Origin of the sequence: Mycobacterium sp. 852014-52450_SCH5900713, assembly GCF_001667075.1 — a bacterium.
Taxonomy (GTDB): domain Bacteria; phylum Actinomycetota; class Actinomycetes; order Mycobacteriales; family Mycobacteriaceae; genus Mycobacterium.
Genome location: NZ_LZIL01000039.1, coordinates 1 through 14,634, shown reverse-complemented (window position 1 = coordinate 14,634; position 14,634 = coordinate 1). Strand labels below are relative to the sequence as shown.

Sequence of the window (14,634 nt, the reverse complement as noted above, 5' to 3'; positions counted from 1 at the left end):
CCCCGGAGCCCCCCGAGCCGCCCGGCTAGGCGAATCGCCCGAATTCGCTGGGGGCGGCTGATAGCTTCGTCCTCGTGGTAGCGGGGCGGCGCGGCACCGTGAAACCGTCGGCTCTTCTGGTCGCCGGCGATGGTCTGCCACGCGGTGTCTCCGGCGCGGCCGACCCCCATTTCGGCAACGTGGTCAAGCTGTTCGCGCAGCTGTTTCCCGGGCGCCGGTTCGGTGGCGGAGCGTTGAGCGTCTACATCGACGGCGTGCCCGTCGTCGACGTCTGGACGGGCTGGTCGGACCGGGCCGGCACCGAGCTCTGGACCGCCGACACCGGCGCGATGGTGTTCTCGGCGACCAAGGGTGTCGCGTCGACGGTGATCCATCGGCTGGCCGACCGCGGCCTGCTGTCCTATGACCAGCCCGTCGCCGAATACTGGCCCGAGTTCGCGGCGAACGGCAAGACGGAAATCACGGTCCGCGACGTCTTGCGGCACCGCTCCGGGTTGTCGCACCTGCGCGGCGTCACCAAGGCGCAGTTGATGGACCACGCCCTGATGGAGGAACGCCTCGCCGCCGCGCCGGTCGACCACTTGCGCGGCGTTCAGGCCTATCACGCGCTGACCTACGGATGGCTGTTATCCGGCCTGGCCAGGGCGGTGACGGGCAAGGGCATGCGGGAACTGATCCGCCAGGAGGTCGCGCGTCCCCTCAACACCGACGGCTTGCACCTCGGCCGCCCTCCGGAAGGCTCGCCGACCAAGCCCGCGGAAATCCTGATACCGCAGGGCAGGCTGCGCGCCCCGGTGTTCAACTTCATCGCACCCAAAATGGCCGGCCTGCCGTTCTCGGGCGCACTGGGCGCGATGTACTTTCCCGGCGTCGTCTCCCTGATCAAGGGGGACACTCCCTTCCTCGACGGGGAGGTCCCCGCCGCCAACGGCGTGGTGACCGGCCGCGGGCTGGCGAAGATGTATGCCGTGCTGGCCAACGACGGTCGCATCGACGGCAAGAAGTACCTGTCCGAGGAGTTGGCGCGCGGCCTGGCCGGGCAGGCGCGACGGAAGTGGCCGGACGCGAACATGGTGGTGCCCATGCCATTTCACCTCGGGTACCACGAATCGCCGGTCCCCGGTTTGCTGCGCGGTTTCGGCCACGTGGGTCTCGGCGGGACGCTCGGCTGGGCCGACCCCGAGGCCGGCAGCTCGTTCGGCTTCGTCCACAACCGGTTGTTGACGCCGTTGCTGTTCGACATGGGATCCTTTGCGGGCCTGGCCCGTCCGCTGCGGAACGCCATCCTGGCGGCCCGCGATCAGGGCCCGCTGCGGGTGCCGCAGCTCGGGGCCACCTACGCCAAACCCACTCGGCGCAAGGCGGTTCTATAACCGGGCCGCGACGAGGTTCGCGGCCTGCGCCGTCATCCCGGACTGCACATACGAGCCGTGCGCGAAGACGTTGATGTTGGAGCCGTCGGAACACGCCGGGTCGCCGGCGGCGCACATGTCGATGGTCTTGGCGGCGTACGGCGGACCGATCGGGGGAAACACGGCGCCCGACAAGCGATTCGCGAGTGCGCTGGTCGGATTGCCGAAGACGGCGATCGCCGCGACATGGTCGGCGGCCTGGGGCGGCATGGCCGGCGTGGCCAGATCGATCACACCCGCGCCCTGCGAAAATCCGCCGAGCACCATTCGGGTGCTGGGGCAGCGTCCGATCATGTCCTTTACGTGAGCAACCAAGTCATCGGCACCGTTTTGGGCGCTCGCCGCAAAAGCCTCAGTCGCGGGATAGTTCACCGGATAGACACCCATCGACCGGCCGGAAAGCTGGGAGCCGAGCGCGTCGATGAACGCCTGGCCCACGGTGCCGACACCCGCGGGCTGGCCGGTGCCGCGGGCAAACGCCACCTCGACGGCGGGACACGGATCGGCATGAGCGCCAGGGCTGTTCAGCGCCCCGCCTGATGCCGCCGAGGTCACCGCGATCGCAACACCGATGACGATGCGCTTTGCAATCACCGCTTCATGCTGACATAGGCGTTCCCACGCGGCAGTGTCAGCGGAAGATCGGTGTAGGTGACGATGCCCGGCGCCGCAGCGACGACGGCGGGGATCGCATTGATCGCCGGCATCGCGGTCATGATGTGGCCGAGGTCCATGAACTCCTCGATCGTCGTCGCCTCGAAGTACGGCGGCGGCAAAAAGCCGACCTTGGTGGTCACCGTCGGCTGCCCGTCGATCTGGATGACCCAGCCGTCTTGTTCGATCTTCCAGTCGGGTTCGAGCGTCTGTCCCTTGCGCCACCGCACGTTCAGGTCGATCAGGGTGGTGTCACCGACGATGCCCTGCCAGCTGATGTAGACGCCCGCCACGCAGCCCGCGGGGATGGTCCAGGACGCCATTTCGAGATCCGCCGTCGTCTGGGCGAACTCGGCCACGCAGCGCACCTCGTCGAGCTCGACGCCGAGCGCGTCGCCCACCAGCCGGACGGCCTCGCCGAAGATGGCCGTTCCCTTCGCCGCCATCGCCGACAGCTCGGGGTGGTCGATCGCCTGGCCGAAGCCCACAGGCTTCTCGGTCTCCGGTGAGTCGTAGAAGGTGGTGTCGGCGGCCTCGTTCACCGTGACCTTGTCGATCCGGTTGCACACCATCGCCGACACGATGGCCAGCAGCTCGGCGAAACCCGGACTCACGCCGGACCCGAAAATGGTGGCGCCGCCCTTCTCGCAGGCCTCCGCTATCTTCTCTCGACCGTTGCCGAGGTTTCCCCCGGTGATGAACGACGCCGTGGTCACCACGTTGACGCCCGCGGACAGGATGCGGACGAGCTCGTCGACGTCGATCCACATCGGGTTGTAGACCACGCAGTCCGGCTTCAGCGCGAGCAGCGCGTCGACGTCGTTGGTGGCCGCCACGCCCAGCGGCCGGATCCCGACCAGTTCGCCGGCGTCGCGGCCGACCTTTTCCGCCGACCAGGCGTAGCAGCCCACCAGTTCATAGGTGGGGTTGGCGACGATCGACTTCAGCGAGCTCTTGCCGACATTGCCGGTGTTCCACTGAACCACTCGATAGTTGTTTGGCACTCGCTCAGCATAGGGAATCGGGACCGGCGTTAGTAGGCGGATTCGGCCGCCAGAATTTCGGCGAGGAACGCGTCGCGGGCCGGCCGGTCCAGCCGCGCCCGCGCCCACCGCCGCACGCGTTCCCGAGTCTCGGGGGATTCCGTCGTATCGACCCCGACGAGCACCGACGTCGCCGACCAATCATGGTCCCACGCCGCCGATTCCGTGAGCGGACGTTGCGCGCCGTCGATCAGGGGGAGGGTCGCTCGGCCGTCGGCGTCCAAGACTCCGGCGCCGGAAACGGCGCCGGAGCGCAGTCGCACCTGCACACCGGTGGGCGCGTCCGGGCCGATGACGGCCGCCCGCACCAGTGCCGCGACGGCCGTCCCGGCCGCCCCGATCGTCCAGTCGACGGTGTTCTCGCCCGCGTCGAAGATGCCGGGCGGCACCCCGCCCCAGCTGACGGACGCGGTGCCGTGGGCGATCGGAGCCGCGGCGCGCGGGCCGGCGCCCGCCCCGGCGGCCAGGGCGTAGTCGTCGCGACGGCCGCTCGGCACGCTCAAGGGTGTACTCGAATCATCAAGGGCAGCAAAGAGTTCAGGCCAGCCGGGGCCGTCCACCCCTAGTTCGTCGGCCAGGCCGGCGCCCGCCCGCACCAGATCGAGCGCGCGCGGATCACCGTCGGCGAGGTGGGCGGCCAGGGCGTCGGCATGCGGCGCTAGCAATCCCGCGACGTCGGAATCCAAGGTGTCGTCGGCGAAGAAGCCCTGCGCGCCGGCGGTCAGCAACGCGACCTCGAGGTCCAGCAGTGCGCGGTCGAGCCCGGCGATGCCGTCGCGCCGGCTGGCGGGCCACCAGCGCCGCAGCCAATGGCCCACGGCCAACCTGCGGAGCGTGGCGACCGAGCCCGGCAGGATGTCCACGCCGGCGAGGTCGATGCCGTGCGGGTCGTCCGCCGACCCGACCGCCGAAGCCAGGGCGACGTGTCCGGATTCGCCGAGGATCCGCCAAAGCCAGTCGGCCCGGCCGAAATCGGTGAACGTGATGTGGGTTGCCGCAGCGTCCGGCTCGCCTGGCTGGTCCAAAGTCCACGACAGCACCGCGCCGCTGACCTCCAGCACCGCGGCCAGCGGCGTCGCCTCGCTGACGGGTCCGGTGCTCCACAGGCCGGAATCGGCAACCAATCTCATCCGGCCACCTGCAATTCCAGCATCGCCTTGATCCGCTGCCGGTGGTCCAGGCTCACCGAGCGCGCGACGCCTTCGAGCAGCGATCGAACGTCATCGACGTCGTCGCAGGGCTCCTGCCACACGTCGCGCCCGTGCAGCCGCGCCCAGAGCCGGCTCAGGTACGGCTGCGCGTAGGCGGCGAGGTCGTCAACCACCTGCCGTTGGCGTGGATGCATGGGACCGCCCTCGGCGAGGTAGCGCCTGGCGTGCAGCACGTAGGCCTCCTTGCGCAACCGCGCCTGAATCTGCGCCGCCAGGGCGTAGCGGCTGGCGGCGGACGGGTCCAGCGGGGCCAGCTCCACCGCCACCTCGATCCCCGCGACGAGCGTGGCCTGCTTGTCCTCGGCCATCAACCCCCAGGGCGCGCAGGCCCGGTCGACCTCCTCCTCGCAGAGCAGGGGGATATCGGGCAGCGCGTCGCGGTCCAGGGCGCGGCGCAGCGTCGCGCGCACGCGGTCCACAACGCTGCGGTCCAGCGGCCGGTCGCTGTTGGAGTCACCCGCGACTTGCGGGGGGCGTTGCGGGGCAACGGAACTCAGACCGAGTTCGACGATCGACCACGGCAGTTCCGCCGCCTCGACGCGGGCCAGGGCCCCGAGGTTGTACGGCGTGGCGTCGGCGATCATCGCCGACCAGACGCGCTGCCGCGCCGTCGCGGTGCGGTGGCTGTTAGCCGGCCCCAGCACGGTGGTGAGCTCGGCCAGGAAGGGGGCGGTGCCGGCGGCCCCGGCTGTTTCCGGGGCCCGCACGTCGCGCCAGCTGCGGTCGAGCTGTTCGGCCAGCGTCGCGACCGTTTCGGGATCGGCCACGTATTGGTGCAGCACCTCGATCGCCGTGCGGTCGCGGCCCTGGTGGACGTCGCCCAGCACCGCCGCGGCCGTCTCGCGATCCTGCGGTGCCGGTGGGCCTTTCGTCACCGCTAGCTCGAAGCACACCGGGAAGTACAGTTCCTGGGCGTTTCCGGTGCGGATGCGCTGGCGGCGGCGCTCCATTTTGAGAACCTCGAACCATGCTGCGGCCGAGCGCATTTCGGTGCCACTGCCGACGATCAGGTCACGCATCGCCGCGGCCGTCTCGGTGGTGACGACGGGAGCCGAATATTGCGGGTTCGACCGCAAGCGGAGCACCAGCGGCTCGATGATGCGTTTGACGGTGCGGCTCAACGGGCCGCCGTCGTCGCTGCTGAGCACCTCCACACCCGGGCCGATCGCCCGCCACGCCGCGTCGATCACCGACCGACGTGGGTGACCGACTGCGACGGCCAGCTGCGAATCCGCGGTCATGTGCACAGAATAGGGGCATCTCGCGAAACGCGGCAGCCGAAAACTTGGGTTCGGTAGCCGGTCGGTGGCTTCACCCTGGTCGCATGAACAAGCTGTTGGTGCTGGTTGATCGGCTCAGGTGCGCCCGGCGCCGCCGCGGCGGGGACCGCGCCGTCGGGGTCGGTACCGTGCGCACGGTCGAACGTCAGGTTTTCATCGAGGTGGTCGCCGTTTCCGGGGAGACCTTCATCGGCAAGCTGGCGCGCTGCGGCGACGATCTCGACGTGTCGATGCTGCGGCCCGGTCTGGTCGTTTTGGTGGCGTTCGATCCCGCTGCGCGCGAGGAACTTTCGCTGCCCGACGACGTGCTGGCAGTGCACGCGGCCTTCGTCGCGTCGCTGTGAGCGCTACCGTGCGCCGTCCACTGCGAAGCTGACCACCGCACCCCAGTACAGCGGGCTCGCCGTGGCCTCGCCGTCGCGCCAGCGCCGCATCTGTTCGCGCTGCCAACGGTTCACCGCGCAGCCGGCGTCTCCTTCGGCGCCATGCGCGTGATCGACGGCCGCCACGACGTCGGCCATCGGATCGGCGGTGGCCGTGGTGAACTGGCGGTACGCCGCGGTGGTGGGCAGCGACCACAGGGTGGCGGTGACCAACTGCGCGCCGCCCAGGATCATCGCCGCCACCAGCCCGGAGGCCTCGTCGAATTGGTAGTCCCCGCCCGATCCGCACGCGAGCAGGGCCACCCGCGGCGGCATCGGCAGTTGCAGGGCCATCAGGTCCGACGCGGTCAGCGGGCGGTGATCACCGATGGCGTCGGCGTCGCCCGGGACGCCGGCGGTATCGGCCAGGTGCAGCGCGGCCCGATCGGCTTGGCCGTCCGCCGAACTCGCGTGGCCCACGTAGAGCAGCCTGCTGGGCGTCTGAGCCAGCAGCTTGGCCAGCCATGTGCGATCGGCGTCTTGCCGGCGGAACAGTTCGACCGCGGCCGCCGGGGATTCAATGGCCGGCAGCACCGGCCGTTGTTCCAGCACGCCGGTGAAGTGCCGCGCCAGCGGCGTGTCCGGCGCCGGCCTGCCCAGTACCGACCCCAGCGCGGAATCCGGGCGCTGCCCCGGCACCCTGGGGTCGAGGACCAGCAGCGGCGGACCGTCCTTCCTGGCGTCCCATCCGGCGGGCGCCCGCGGCGAGTGCACGATGTTCGGCGGGACCGCCATCAGGACGTCGACCAGTTCCATCAGCCGATAGCCGTCGGTGTGTTTCCCGATATCGGCGAGCTGCCAGGGGATCCGGGCCGCGGCCCGGCCGCTGGCGGTGATGGCCTCCTGGCGGGCGCGCACCAATTCCTCCTTGCTGGGGCCCGATTTCGGCACCGCCAGCAACCCCCACGGGACCCGGGCCAGCCGCGCGCTGGGCGAGACGAACAGGGCGGCGCGCGGCGTGTCCACGCACTCGGCGAGCAACTGCCAGCCGGCGGAGCCGATGAGCAGCACCCCGAGGATGTAGGCGAGGGTCAGCTCGCTCTCCGCCGTCGCGAACGGCCCGGTGGTCAGTGCGCGCTCGATGGCGTCCCTCGGGCTCTCGGAGCCGTGCGGCTCGGGCAGCGCGTTCGCCAGTTCTTCCAGCGCGGCCAGCAACAGCGGCTCTTCGATGACCCAGTTGACGGTTCGTGACGGCTGGCCGACGACACGCAGGCTGGCGTAGGTGGCGATCCCGACGTCGGCGTACCGCAGGATCAGGGTGGCCCGGTCGGTGTCGCTCACGGCCAGGTCGACCAGGCGGGCTCGGTCGCGGTGACGTCACGGCCGTAGCGTTGCAATGCCAGCGCCCGATAGTGGCTCAGGATCGGCTCGGTGTCGGGCTGCATCCGCAACGGCGGCAACGGTCCGAGCCGGGTCAGCGATGCGCCGCCGGGGGCCGGCGAACCGCCCGCGGCCAGCGCGGGGGCCGGCTCCGGATCGGCGTCCAGGGGGACGGGGGCGGTGGCCGTCGACGCCCATTCGCCGGTTTGCGGCCGCTGCAAGCCGGTACCGAAAGTTCCTCGGGCGCTGTGGTATTCGACCAGCTGACTGATCAGTTCGGTGTTCTCCCATTCCCAGGCGACGGCGAAGGCGCCGGCCAGGACCGGGGCCGAAATGCTGGCGGCCCAGCGTGATCTCGCGTCGGCGTCGACGATGGAGTACCGCACCGAGTCGACCGCCAGGGCGGCGGGGACCTTGAGCTCGGCGGCCTGCTGCAGCTTGGTCATGCCACGCCAGTATTCGTCGGTGCCGATCTCGCCGTGGAGGATGCCGAGTCCCTCCGCCTGCCGGGCCTCGGTCTCCTGCAGCGTCTCGTCGGGATCGCCCGAGCTGTCGAAGCCTAGGTCCGCCAACGCGTCCGCACGCCACACCGTGCCGAGATGATTGTCGAGCAGCGCGTACTGCAGCCAACTGCTGCGCGGCGACGAGTCGAGCAGTTCGCGGGCCTCGGCGATCAGCTCGACAGCGTCGGCGAAGCGGCTCCAGAAGATCGCTATCCAGCTGCGCTGCAACAAGATCCGGTGCAGATAAAGCGGCTTTCCCAGTTCGCGCCAGTGCCGCTCGGCGTTCTCCCAGCATTCGTCGGCGGCTTCCAGGGCGCCGGCTCCTAGTCGGGTGAGCCCCATATACAACCAGCAGCGGGCGACGTCGTGGGCCCGGGCGTGGCGGCCGATGACGGGATAGGCCTCCGACACCAGTTGCTCCGTGCCTGCGTGGTCGTTGGCTGCCCAGCACGCCGCCGCCCGCTCCAATTGTGCTTGCGCTGTGGCCAGTTCCCAGCGGTTGGCCCGTGCGCGGGCTTCCGCGCGACGCAGCCAGGGGTCGGCTTCCGGCAGCCGGCCCGTTTGGACGCAGAACCGGCCGTACCCGATGCCGGCGACGACCCGGAGGTGGTCGGCGGCGTCGCCGCTTTCACCGTAGCCCGCTAGGTCACGAATCACATTCTCCCACAACGGGACCGACCGGGCATGCAGGTCGTCGTCGCAAAGCGCGGTCGCGCACAGCACCAACGCATGGATGCGCAGGCGGGCGTGTTCGTCGGCCAGCGCGGGAACGTCCGCGCCGTCGTCCAACGCCGCCAGCGCTGCCGCCGCGCCCTCGTGATCGCCGATCGCCGCGGCCAGTCCGGCTTGCAGAAACTCGGCCCGGCGCGAGTACCGGCGGATCATGTGTGTGGTCCCGGCATCGGCGGGCATGCTCGCGTAGATCGCCACGCAGTCCTGAATTCGCCGGATGGATTCGCGCACGCCGTCATTCGCGCCGCGCTCGAGGTAGACTTCGCCGAGTTGCGCGAGGACTTCCAGCATCAGATCGTCCCGGTCTTCCCGCTCGATGCGCGGTATCAAGGACAGCAGCAGATCGCGCGCCCCGGCTTCGTCGGCCGCGTACGCCAGGCGGCGCGCGTTGTCCAATTCGTCGGGGATCGACACGGCTGCATCATAAGTCCGCCGGCGCCGCCCGGGCAGGGAAAGCGGCGAGCGGCGGACGCTGATCCAGGCACGTCCGCCACTCGGTCCGCAACCGATCAGCCGCAGGTCACCTTGATGTTGAAGTCCTTGCTGATCATGCCGGCCATCGGGTTCTTCAGGTCGGCGCCCTGCGCCTGGCCGCTGATGGTGTAGGTCTTGCCGTCCACCGACACGTTGGCCGAGCCGACCTTCGCGCCCATGTTGTTGCTGACCGACAGGGCGTTGCCATCGACGACCATTGCCAGCGACTCGACCTTAGGGGTGGCCTCGTCGGTCATGACGACGGCCAGCGCCTGCCGTCCGCCGCTGGAGCCACTGCCGATGTCGATCTTGCCGCCGGTCCGGACGCAGGTCACCGAGGCCGGGTCCAGGCCCGCCAGGTCAGTGCCGCCAACTTTGACCTGCGCCCCGCCGCCGTTGGCGACGCTCGGTGCCGTGCTCGATGCCGGGCTGGCCGTGTGGCCGCCGCTGGAACACCCCACCAGCACCGATGCGGCGCCCAGTGTCCCAATCGCAGCCGCGAGAAGACGTTTCACTTGCGGTTCCCTTCCTTCATGCGCCGCCCCGATGGCGTCGCCATGGCGCAAGTAGAGACCTGCCGATTCGCTACCGATCCCAATTTCGCGGCGTCGAGCCGGTAGGCTGCGTCGGGGTCGGCGCAGGCGAAGGGAGCATGCGATGTTGAGCGTGAAGTGGCTGGAAAAGCCTGAGGCCCATGACTTTCCGGCGGCGGCGGACTACCTCACCATGCTGGCGGACTCGGCAACCGTCAAGAAGGTGATCAAGAAACTGAAAGCCGGCACCGTCACGCACCGCAAGGCCAAAGACATTCTCCGGGCGGCGCGGCTGGGCCTGTTGTCCGCCGACAATCCCCACGTCGCGGCCGACCTGACCAAGATCGAGAAGGGCCAACCGCTGTCGCCCATCCTGCTGGTGCGCGGTGACTTTTCGACCGGTGCCCCGTTACAGATCGCCGACGGCTACCACCGCGTGTGCGCGAGCTATCTCACCGACGAGAACACCGACATCCCGGTCGTCATCGCGGCCGTGAGCCGCTGATCGGGGATGTGACGATGATCGACATCAAGACGGTGGGAACCGTGCAGGTGCTGACCCTGTCGTCGGGTCCGGTCAACGCCCAGGACGTCGAGCTGCTCGACGAGCTGACCCTGGCGGTTCGCGATCTGGGGCGCTCGGAGGCCGGCGCGCTGGTCGTCACCGGCGCCGGCCGGGCGTTCAGCGCCGGGGTCGACCTCAACCGGGTGGTGGAGGGCGGCGCCGGCTACACCGATCGGCTGGTCCCCGCGTTGTCGGCGGCATTCGAGGCGATGTTCGCCTACCCTGGCCCGAGCGTCGCGGCGATCAACGGCGCCGCCATCGCGGGCGGATGCGTGCTCGCGTGCGCCTGCGACCGCCGCCTCATCGGCCCCGAGGCGCAGATCGGGGCGGCGGAGGTACGCGTCGGGGTGCCGTTTCCGGTCGCCGCGCTGGAGGTCATGCGATATGCCTGCGGCGATCGCGCCGAGGAGGTGCTGTTGGGTGGGCGCGCCTATCGCGGTGCCGAGGCCGTCGCCCGCGGGCTGGCCCATCGCGTGGTCGAAGACGATCTTCTTGAGGTGGCCGTGGCGGAGGCGTCAGATCTCGGCGGCATCCCGGCCGACGCCTATCGGCAGACCAAGACCCAGCTGCGGGCCCCGACGATGGCGCGGATCCGCGACGGCCGGGGTGTCGACGACGAGGTCCGCCAGATGTGGGGAGCGGACGGGACCCTGCAACGCATCGCCGCCTACGTGGAGCGCCTGCGGCGGCGCGACTGACTATTCCTCGTCGAGGGCTTCTTCGACGGCGACGCCGCCCCTGGTGCGCCGGCGACGCATCCGGTGCGACCCCTTGCCCGTCGGGCGGCGGTTGCGCAACTTGGGCTCGGTCGCGTCGGTCGCTTCGGCCTCCTGGGCCGGCTCTTCGGCGGCCTCTGCCTTAACGGCCTCGGTTTCCGCCGGCTCTTCGGCAGTCTCTGCCTTGACGGCCTCGGTTTCCGCCGGCTCGCCGGCGTCCGCCTCTTCGGTCTCCGCCTCTTCGGTCTCCGCCTCGTCGGCGGGTTCGCCGTCTTCCTCGCCGGCCTTTCGGCGCGACCGACTCTTTTTGGGTTTCTTCGCCTTGATCGGTTTCGGCGGTGGCGGCGGCAACTCGGCGACGAACGACAGGTAGAACGCGAAGAACCCGAGCAATCCGATCGCGGCCGCCGCGCCATAGATCGCGAACAGATACCGTCCGGCGGTGTCCAGGTTCAGCCAGATCTCGCTGATCGCGGTGCCGATGATCAGCACGCCGGCCAGCACATGGGCCACGATCGAGGCGACCCTGAGGGTCAGGGCCAGCTGCGGCGTCCCCAGCTCCGGCTTGCGCACCCGCAGCAGGTTGAATACCACGGGCAGCGCGGCCAGGGCGAACAGCGCCCCCGTCGCGATCCGAAGCGCCGTCCCCAACGAGTGCGTCGTGTCACCCATCAGCTCCGGCCAACGGGGCAACACGAAAAAGAAATAGAGGACGCCGGCAGCGATCGAGAACGACGCGTGCCACGGGATGGCGACCTTGCGCCCCATAAGCCTCCTCATGCTGGTTGGCTCAGGCCAGCCTAAAGGCGGCCGACCCGATTCCAGACCAATTCGTGCTGCCCGCATGGCGGACCAATTGCGGAGGATGCGGGATTTGAACCCGCGAGGGCTGTTAACCCAACCCGCGTTCCAGGCGAGCGCCATAGGCCACTAGGCGAATCCTCCGTGGCCATGGTAGCCGAGGCCGCCGCGGCCCTGAGTCGCACGTCGACTAGTTCGCGCCAGGTATTAGACTCGCCGTGGACCCCGCGCGGCGTCTATCCTGTGAACTCCCCCAGGGCCGGAAGGCAGCAAGGGTCAATGGGCTCTGTCGGGTGCGCGGGGTCCCCTATGCGGGGGGACCGTTTCGGCCCCACCAAATTTTCAGCGTTCAAGGCGAAAGGGCCCATGGTGTCTTTCGATTCCCTCAGCCCTGAAGAGTTAGCGGGCCTGCACGCGCGCAACCAGCAGGACTACGCGGATCTGCAGGCCAAGAAGTTGGTCCTCGACCTGACCCGCGGCAAACCCGCGCCCGAGCAGCTCGATCTGTCCAACCGGTTGCTGAGCCTGCCCGGTGACGACTATCGCGATAGCGAGGGCACCGACACCCGTAATTACGGAGGCCTGCACGGCCTGCCCGAGCTGCGGGCCATCTTTGGAGAGCTGCTCGGCATCCCGGTGCCCCACCTGATAGCCGGCAACAACTCCAGCCTCGAGCTGATGCACGACCTGGTCGCCTTCTCGATGTTGTACGGCGGTGTCGACTCGCAGCGCCCCTGGAAGGACGAGGCGGGCGTCAAATTCCTGTGCCCCGTTCCCGGCTATGACCGGCACTTCGCCATCACCGAGACGATGGGCATCGAGATGATTCCCGTCCCGATGACGGCCGACGGGCCCGACGTCGACCTGATCGAGGAGCTGGTCGCCGTCGACCCCGCCATCAAGGGCATGTGGACGGTGCCGGTATTCGGCAACCCCACCGGAATCACCTACTCCTGGGAAACGGTCCGCCGGCTGGTCCAGATGCGGACGGCTGCGCCGGACTTCCGGCTGTTCTGGGACAACGCGTACGCCGTGCACACGTTGACGCATGACTTCCCGCACCAGATCGACGTGCTGGGGCTGGCTGCCGCTGCCGGCAACCCGAACCGGCCCTACGTCTTAGCGTCCACCTCGAAGATCACCTTCGCCGGTGCCGGCGTGAGCTTCCTGGGCGGATCGCTGGGCAACATCGCGTGGTACCTGCAGTACGCGGGGAAGAAGTCGATCGGCCCGGACAAGGTCAACCAGCTGCGGCACCTGCGCTTCTTCCGCGATGCCGACGGAGTACGCCTGCACATGCTGCGTCACCAGCAGATCCTGGCACCGAAATTCGAGTTGGCGCTGGACATCTTGGACAAGCGGTTGAGCGACGCCAAGATCGCCTCGTGGACCGAACCCCAGGGGGGTTACTTCATCAGCCTCGACGTGTTGCCCGGTACAGCGCGCCGGACCGTGGCGCTGGCCAAGGACGCGGGCATCGCCGTGACCGAGGCGGGCGCGTCGTTCCCGTACCGAAAAGACCCGGACGACAAGAACATCCGGATCGCGCCCACGTTCCCCTCGCTGCCGGACCTGCGCGACGCGGTCGACGGGCTGGCCACGTGCGCGCTGCTGGCGGCCACGGAGTCGTTGCTCGTCTCCGCCGCGTCCAGTGTGAGCTGACGGCGACGACCCGCCCGTCGGGCTCCAGTCAGCGCGCGCCGGTAGCCTGCTGACCGTGGCCCTCTACCGCAAGTACCGACCGGCAACCTTCGCCGAGGTGGTGGGGCAGGAGCACGTCACCGAACCGCTGTCGATCGCTCTGGAAGCGGGCCGGATCAACCACGCCTATCTGTTCTCCGGGCCGCGTGGCTGCGGAAAAACCTCGTCGGCGCGCATCCTGGCGCGGTCGCTGAACTGCGCCCAGGGGCCGACGGCCAATCCGTGCGGGGTGTGCGACTCGTGCACGGCGCTGGCTCCGAACGCCCCCGGCAGCATCGACGTGGTGGAACTGGACGCCGCCAGCCACGGGGGCGTGGACGACACCCGCGAGCTGCGGGACCGTGCGTTCTACGCGCCGGCGCAGTCCCGCTATCGGGTGTTCATCATCGACGAGGCGCACATGGTGACCACCGCGGGTTTCAACGCGCTGCTCAAGATCGTGGAGGAGCCGCCCGAGCACCTGATCTTCATCTTCGCCACCACCGAACCGGAGAAGGTGCTGCCGACGATCCGGTCGCGCACCCACCACTACCCGTTCCGGCTGCTGCCCCCGAAGACCATGCGGGCGTTGATCGGGCGGATCTGCGAGCAAGAGGGAGTCGCCGTCGACGACGCGGTGTTCCCGCTGGTGATCCGCGCCGGCGGCGGCTCACCACGCGACACGCTGTCGGTACTCGACCAGCTGCTGGCGGGCGCCGAGGATGACCATGTCACCTATCCGCGGGCGCTCGGGCTGTTGGGCGCCACCGACGTCGCGCTGATCGACGACGCGGTGGACGCCCTCGCCGCGTCGGACGCCGAGGCGCTGTTCGGTGCGGTGGAGTCGGTGATCGATGCCGGCCACGACCCGCGGCGCTTCGCCACCGACTTGCTGGAGCGGTTCCGCGACCTCATCGTGCTGCAGGCGGTTCCCGACGCGGTCAGCCGCGGTGTGGTGGACGCCCCGGAGGACGTGCTCGACCGGATGCGCGACCAGGCCGCCCGCCTCGGGTCGGCCACCCTGACCCGCTACGCCGAGGTCGTGCAGGCGGGGCTGGGCGAGATGCGCGGCGCGACGGCCCCGCGCTTGTTGCTCGAAGTGGTCTGCGCCAGGCTGCTGCTGCCGTCGGCCAGCGACACGGAGTCGGCGCTGCTGCAGCGCGTCGAACGGATCGAGACCCGGCTGGACATGTCCATTCCCGCCTCCGAGGCGGCGGCCGCGCGGAGTTCACCGGGCGTGGCCGGTTCGGCGATCGGCGCTGCGGCCGGTTCGGGCACGGGGGGCGAC

Annotated in this window: 14 protein-coding genes, 1 tRNA gene and 1 other RNA gene; 7 read left to right on the top strand and 9 right to left on the bottom strand. The window is 69.6% G+C overall.

Annotation, left to right across the window (positions count from 1 at the left end; all coding sequences use genetic code 11):
* Positions 1–98: 98 nt before the first annotated feature.
* Positions 99–1,373, top strand: a complete 1,275-nt coding sequence (locus A5773_RS11045; RefSeq protein WP_066955924.1) for a serine hydrolase domain-containing protein — start codon at positions 99–101, stop codon at positions 1,371–1,373.
* Here A5773_RS11045 and A5773_RS11040 read toward each other — a convergent pair.
* The 4 genes from A5773_RS11040 to A5773_RS11025 are packed head-to-tail and all read right to left on the bottom strand — an operon-like array spanning position 1,368 to position 5,561.
* Positions 1,368–2,006, bottom strand: coding sequence for a cutinase family protein (locus A5773_RS11040; RefSeq protein WP_156664266.1), 639 nt, complete (start codon positions 2,004–2,006; stop codon positions 1,368–1,370). The two genes, A5773_RS11045 and A5773_RS11040, sit on opposite strands and share 6 nt — an antisense overlap.
* Positions 2,003–3,070 carry a dihydrodipicolinate reductase gene (locus A5773_RS11035; RefSeq protein WP_067261350.1) on the bottom strand — a complete coding sequence of 356 codons (1,068 nt, stop codon included), beginning with the start codon at positions 3,068–3,070 and terminating at the stop codon, positions 2,003–2,005. The genes A5773_RS11040 and A5773_RS11035 overlap by 4 nt, the downstream gene beginning before the upstream one ends.
* 29 nt (positions 3,071–3,099) lie before the next feature.
* Positions 3,100–4,239 carry a hypothetical protein gene (locus tag A5773_RS11030; RefSeq protein ID WP_066955916.1) on the bottom strand — a complete coding sequence of 380 codons (1,140 nt, stop codon included), beginning with the start codon at positions 4,237–4,239 and terminating at the stop codon, positions 3,100–3,102.
* Positions 4,236–5,561, bottom strand: coding sequence for a hypothetical protein (locus tag A5773_RS11025; RefSeq protein WP_067790902.1), 1,326 nt, complete (start codon positions 5,559–5,561; stop codon positions 4,236–4,238). The genes A5773_RS11030 and A5773_RS11025 overlap by 4 nt, the downstream gene beginning before the upstream one ends.
* A gap of 44 nt (positions 5,562–5,605) precedes the next feature.
* On the opposite strand from A5773_RS11025, the gene A5773_RS11020 reads away from it, so the two are divergent.
* On the top strand, positions 5,606–5,944 hold the full coding sequence (locus A5773_RS11020) for a hypothetical protein (protein ID WP_066955912.1): 339 nt from the start codon (positions 5,606–5,608) through the stop codon (positions 5,942–5,944).
* A gap of 3 nt (positions 5,945–5,947) precedes the next feature.
* Here A5773_RS11020 and A5773_RS11015 read toward each other — a convergent pair whose 3' ends face one another.
* From A5773_RS11015 to A5773_RS11005, 3 genes are all read right to left on the bottom strand, one after another.
* Complete coding sequence (locus A5773_RS11015; RefSeq protein WP_067790900.1) at positions 5,948–7,303, bottom strand: CHAT domain-containing protein; 1,356 nt, start codon at positions 7,301–7,303, stop codon at positions 5,948–5,950.
* Complete coding sequence (locus A5773_RS11010) at positions 7,300–8,991, bottom strand: hypothetical protein (protein WP_067790898.1); 1,692 nt, start codon at positions 8,989–8,991, stop codon at positions 7,300–7,302. Before A5773_RS11010 ends, A5773_RS11015 begins: the two co-directional genes overlap by 4 nt.
* Positions 8,992–9,086: 95 nt before the next feature.
* Positions 9,087–9,566: a lipoprotein LpqH gene (locus A5773_RS11005; RefSeq protein WP_066955905.1), complete on the bottom strand. Its 480-nt coding sequence runs from the start codon at positions 9,564–9,566 to the stop codon at positions 9,087–9,089.
* Positions 9,567–9,708: 142 nt separating this feature from the next.
* On the opposite strand from A5773_RS11005, the gene A5773_RS11000 reads away from it, so the two are divergent.
* On the top strand, positions 9,709–10,089 hold the full coding sequence (locus A5773_RS11000; protein WP_067261361.1) for a hypothetical protein: 381 nt from the start codon (positions 9,709–9,711) through the stop codon (positions 10,087–10,089).
* 14 nt (positions 10,090–10,103) lie between these two features.
* Complete coding sequence (locus tag A5773_RS10995; protein WP_082948185.1) at positions 10,104–10,847, top strand: enoyl-CoA hydratase/isomerase family protein; 744 nt, start codon at positions 10,104–10,106, stop codon at positions 10,845–10,847.
* Here the strand turns inward: A5773_RS10995 and A5773_RS10990 are convergent, their stop codons facing one another.
* The gene (locus tag A5773_RS10990; protein ID WP_066955896.1) at positions 10,848–11,633 is read right to left on the bottom strand and encodes a hypothetical protein; all 786 of its coding nucleotides are present in this window, start codon (positions 11,631–11,633) and stop codon (positions 10,848–10,850) included.
* A gap of 91 nt (positions 11,634–11,724) precedes the next feature.
* Positions 11,725–11,810, bottom strand: a tRNA-Ser gene (locus tag A5773_RS10985).
* Between the two features lie 73 nt (positions 11,811–11,883).
* On the opposite strand from A5773_RS10985, the gene ffs reads away from it, so the two are divergent.
* The 3 genes from ffs to A5773_RS10970 all read left to right on the top strand — a co-directional run.
* Positions 11,884–11,978, top strand: an RNA gene (gene ffs / locus A5773_RS10980) — signal recognition particle sRNA small type.
* 57 nt (positions 11,979–12,035) lie between these two features.
* Entirely contained in the window at positions 12,036–13,328 is a 1,293-nt protein-coding gene (locus A5773_RS10975; RefSeq protein WP_197507871.1) for an aminotransferase class I/II-fold pyridoxal phosphate-dependent enzyme, read from the top strand.
* Between the two features lie 55 nt (positions 13,329–13,383).
* On the top strand, positions 13,384–14,634 hold a 1,251-nt coding region (locus A5773_RS10970; protein WP_232001834.1), incomplete at its 3' end, for a DNA polymerase III subunits gamma/tau.

What these genes read in the sequence shown, in the direction of transcription:
- A5773_RS11030 (WP_066955916.1), bottom strand. Translation starts at nt 4,239, where the DNA reads ATGAGATTGGTTGCCGATTCCGGCCTGTGGAGCACCGGACCCGTCAGC.
- A5773_RS11025 (WP_067790902.1), bottom strand. Translation starts at nt 5,561, where the DNA reads ATGACCGCGGATTCGCAGCTGGCCGTCGCAGTCGGTCACCCACGTCGG.
- A5773_RS11000 (WP_067261361.1), top strand. Translation starts at nt 9,709, where the DNA reads ATGTTGAGCGTGAAGTGGCTGGAAAAGCCTGAGGCCCATGACTTTCCG.
- A5773_RS10995 (WP_082948185.1), top strand. Translation starts at nt 10,104, where the DNA reads ATGATCGACATCAAGACGGTGGGAACCGTGCAGGTGCTGACCCTGTCG.
- A5773_RS10990 (WP_066955896.1), bottom strand. Translation starts at nt 11,633, where the DNA reads ATGGGGCGCAAGGTCGCCATCCCGTGGCACGCGTCGTTCTCGATCGCT.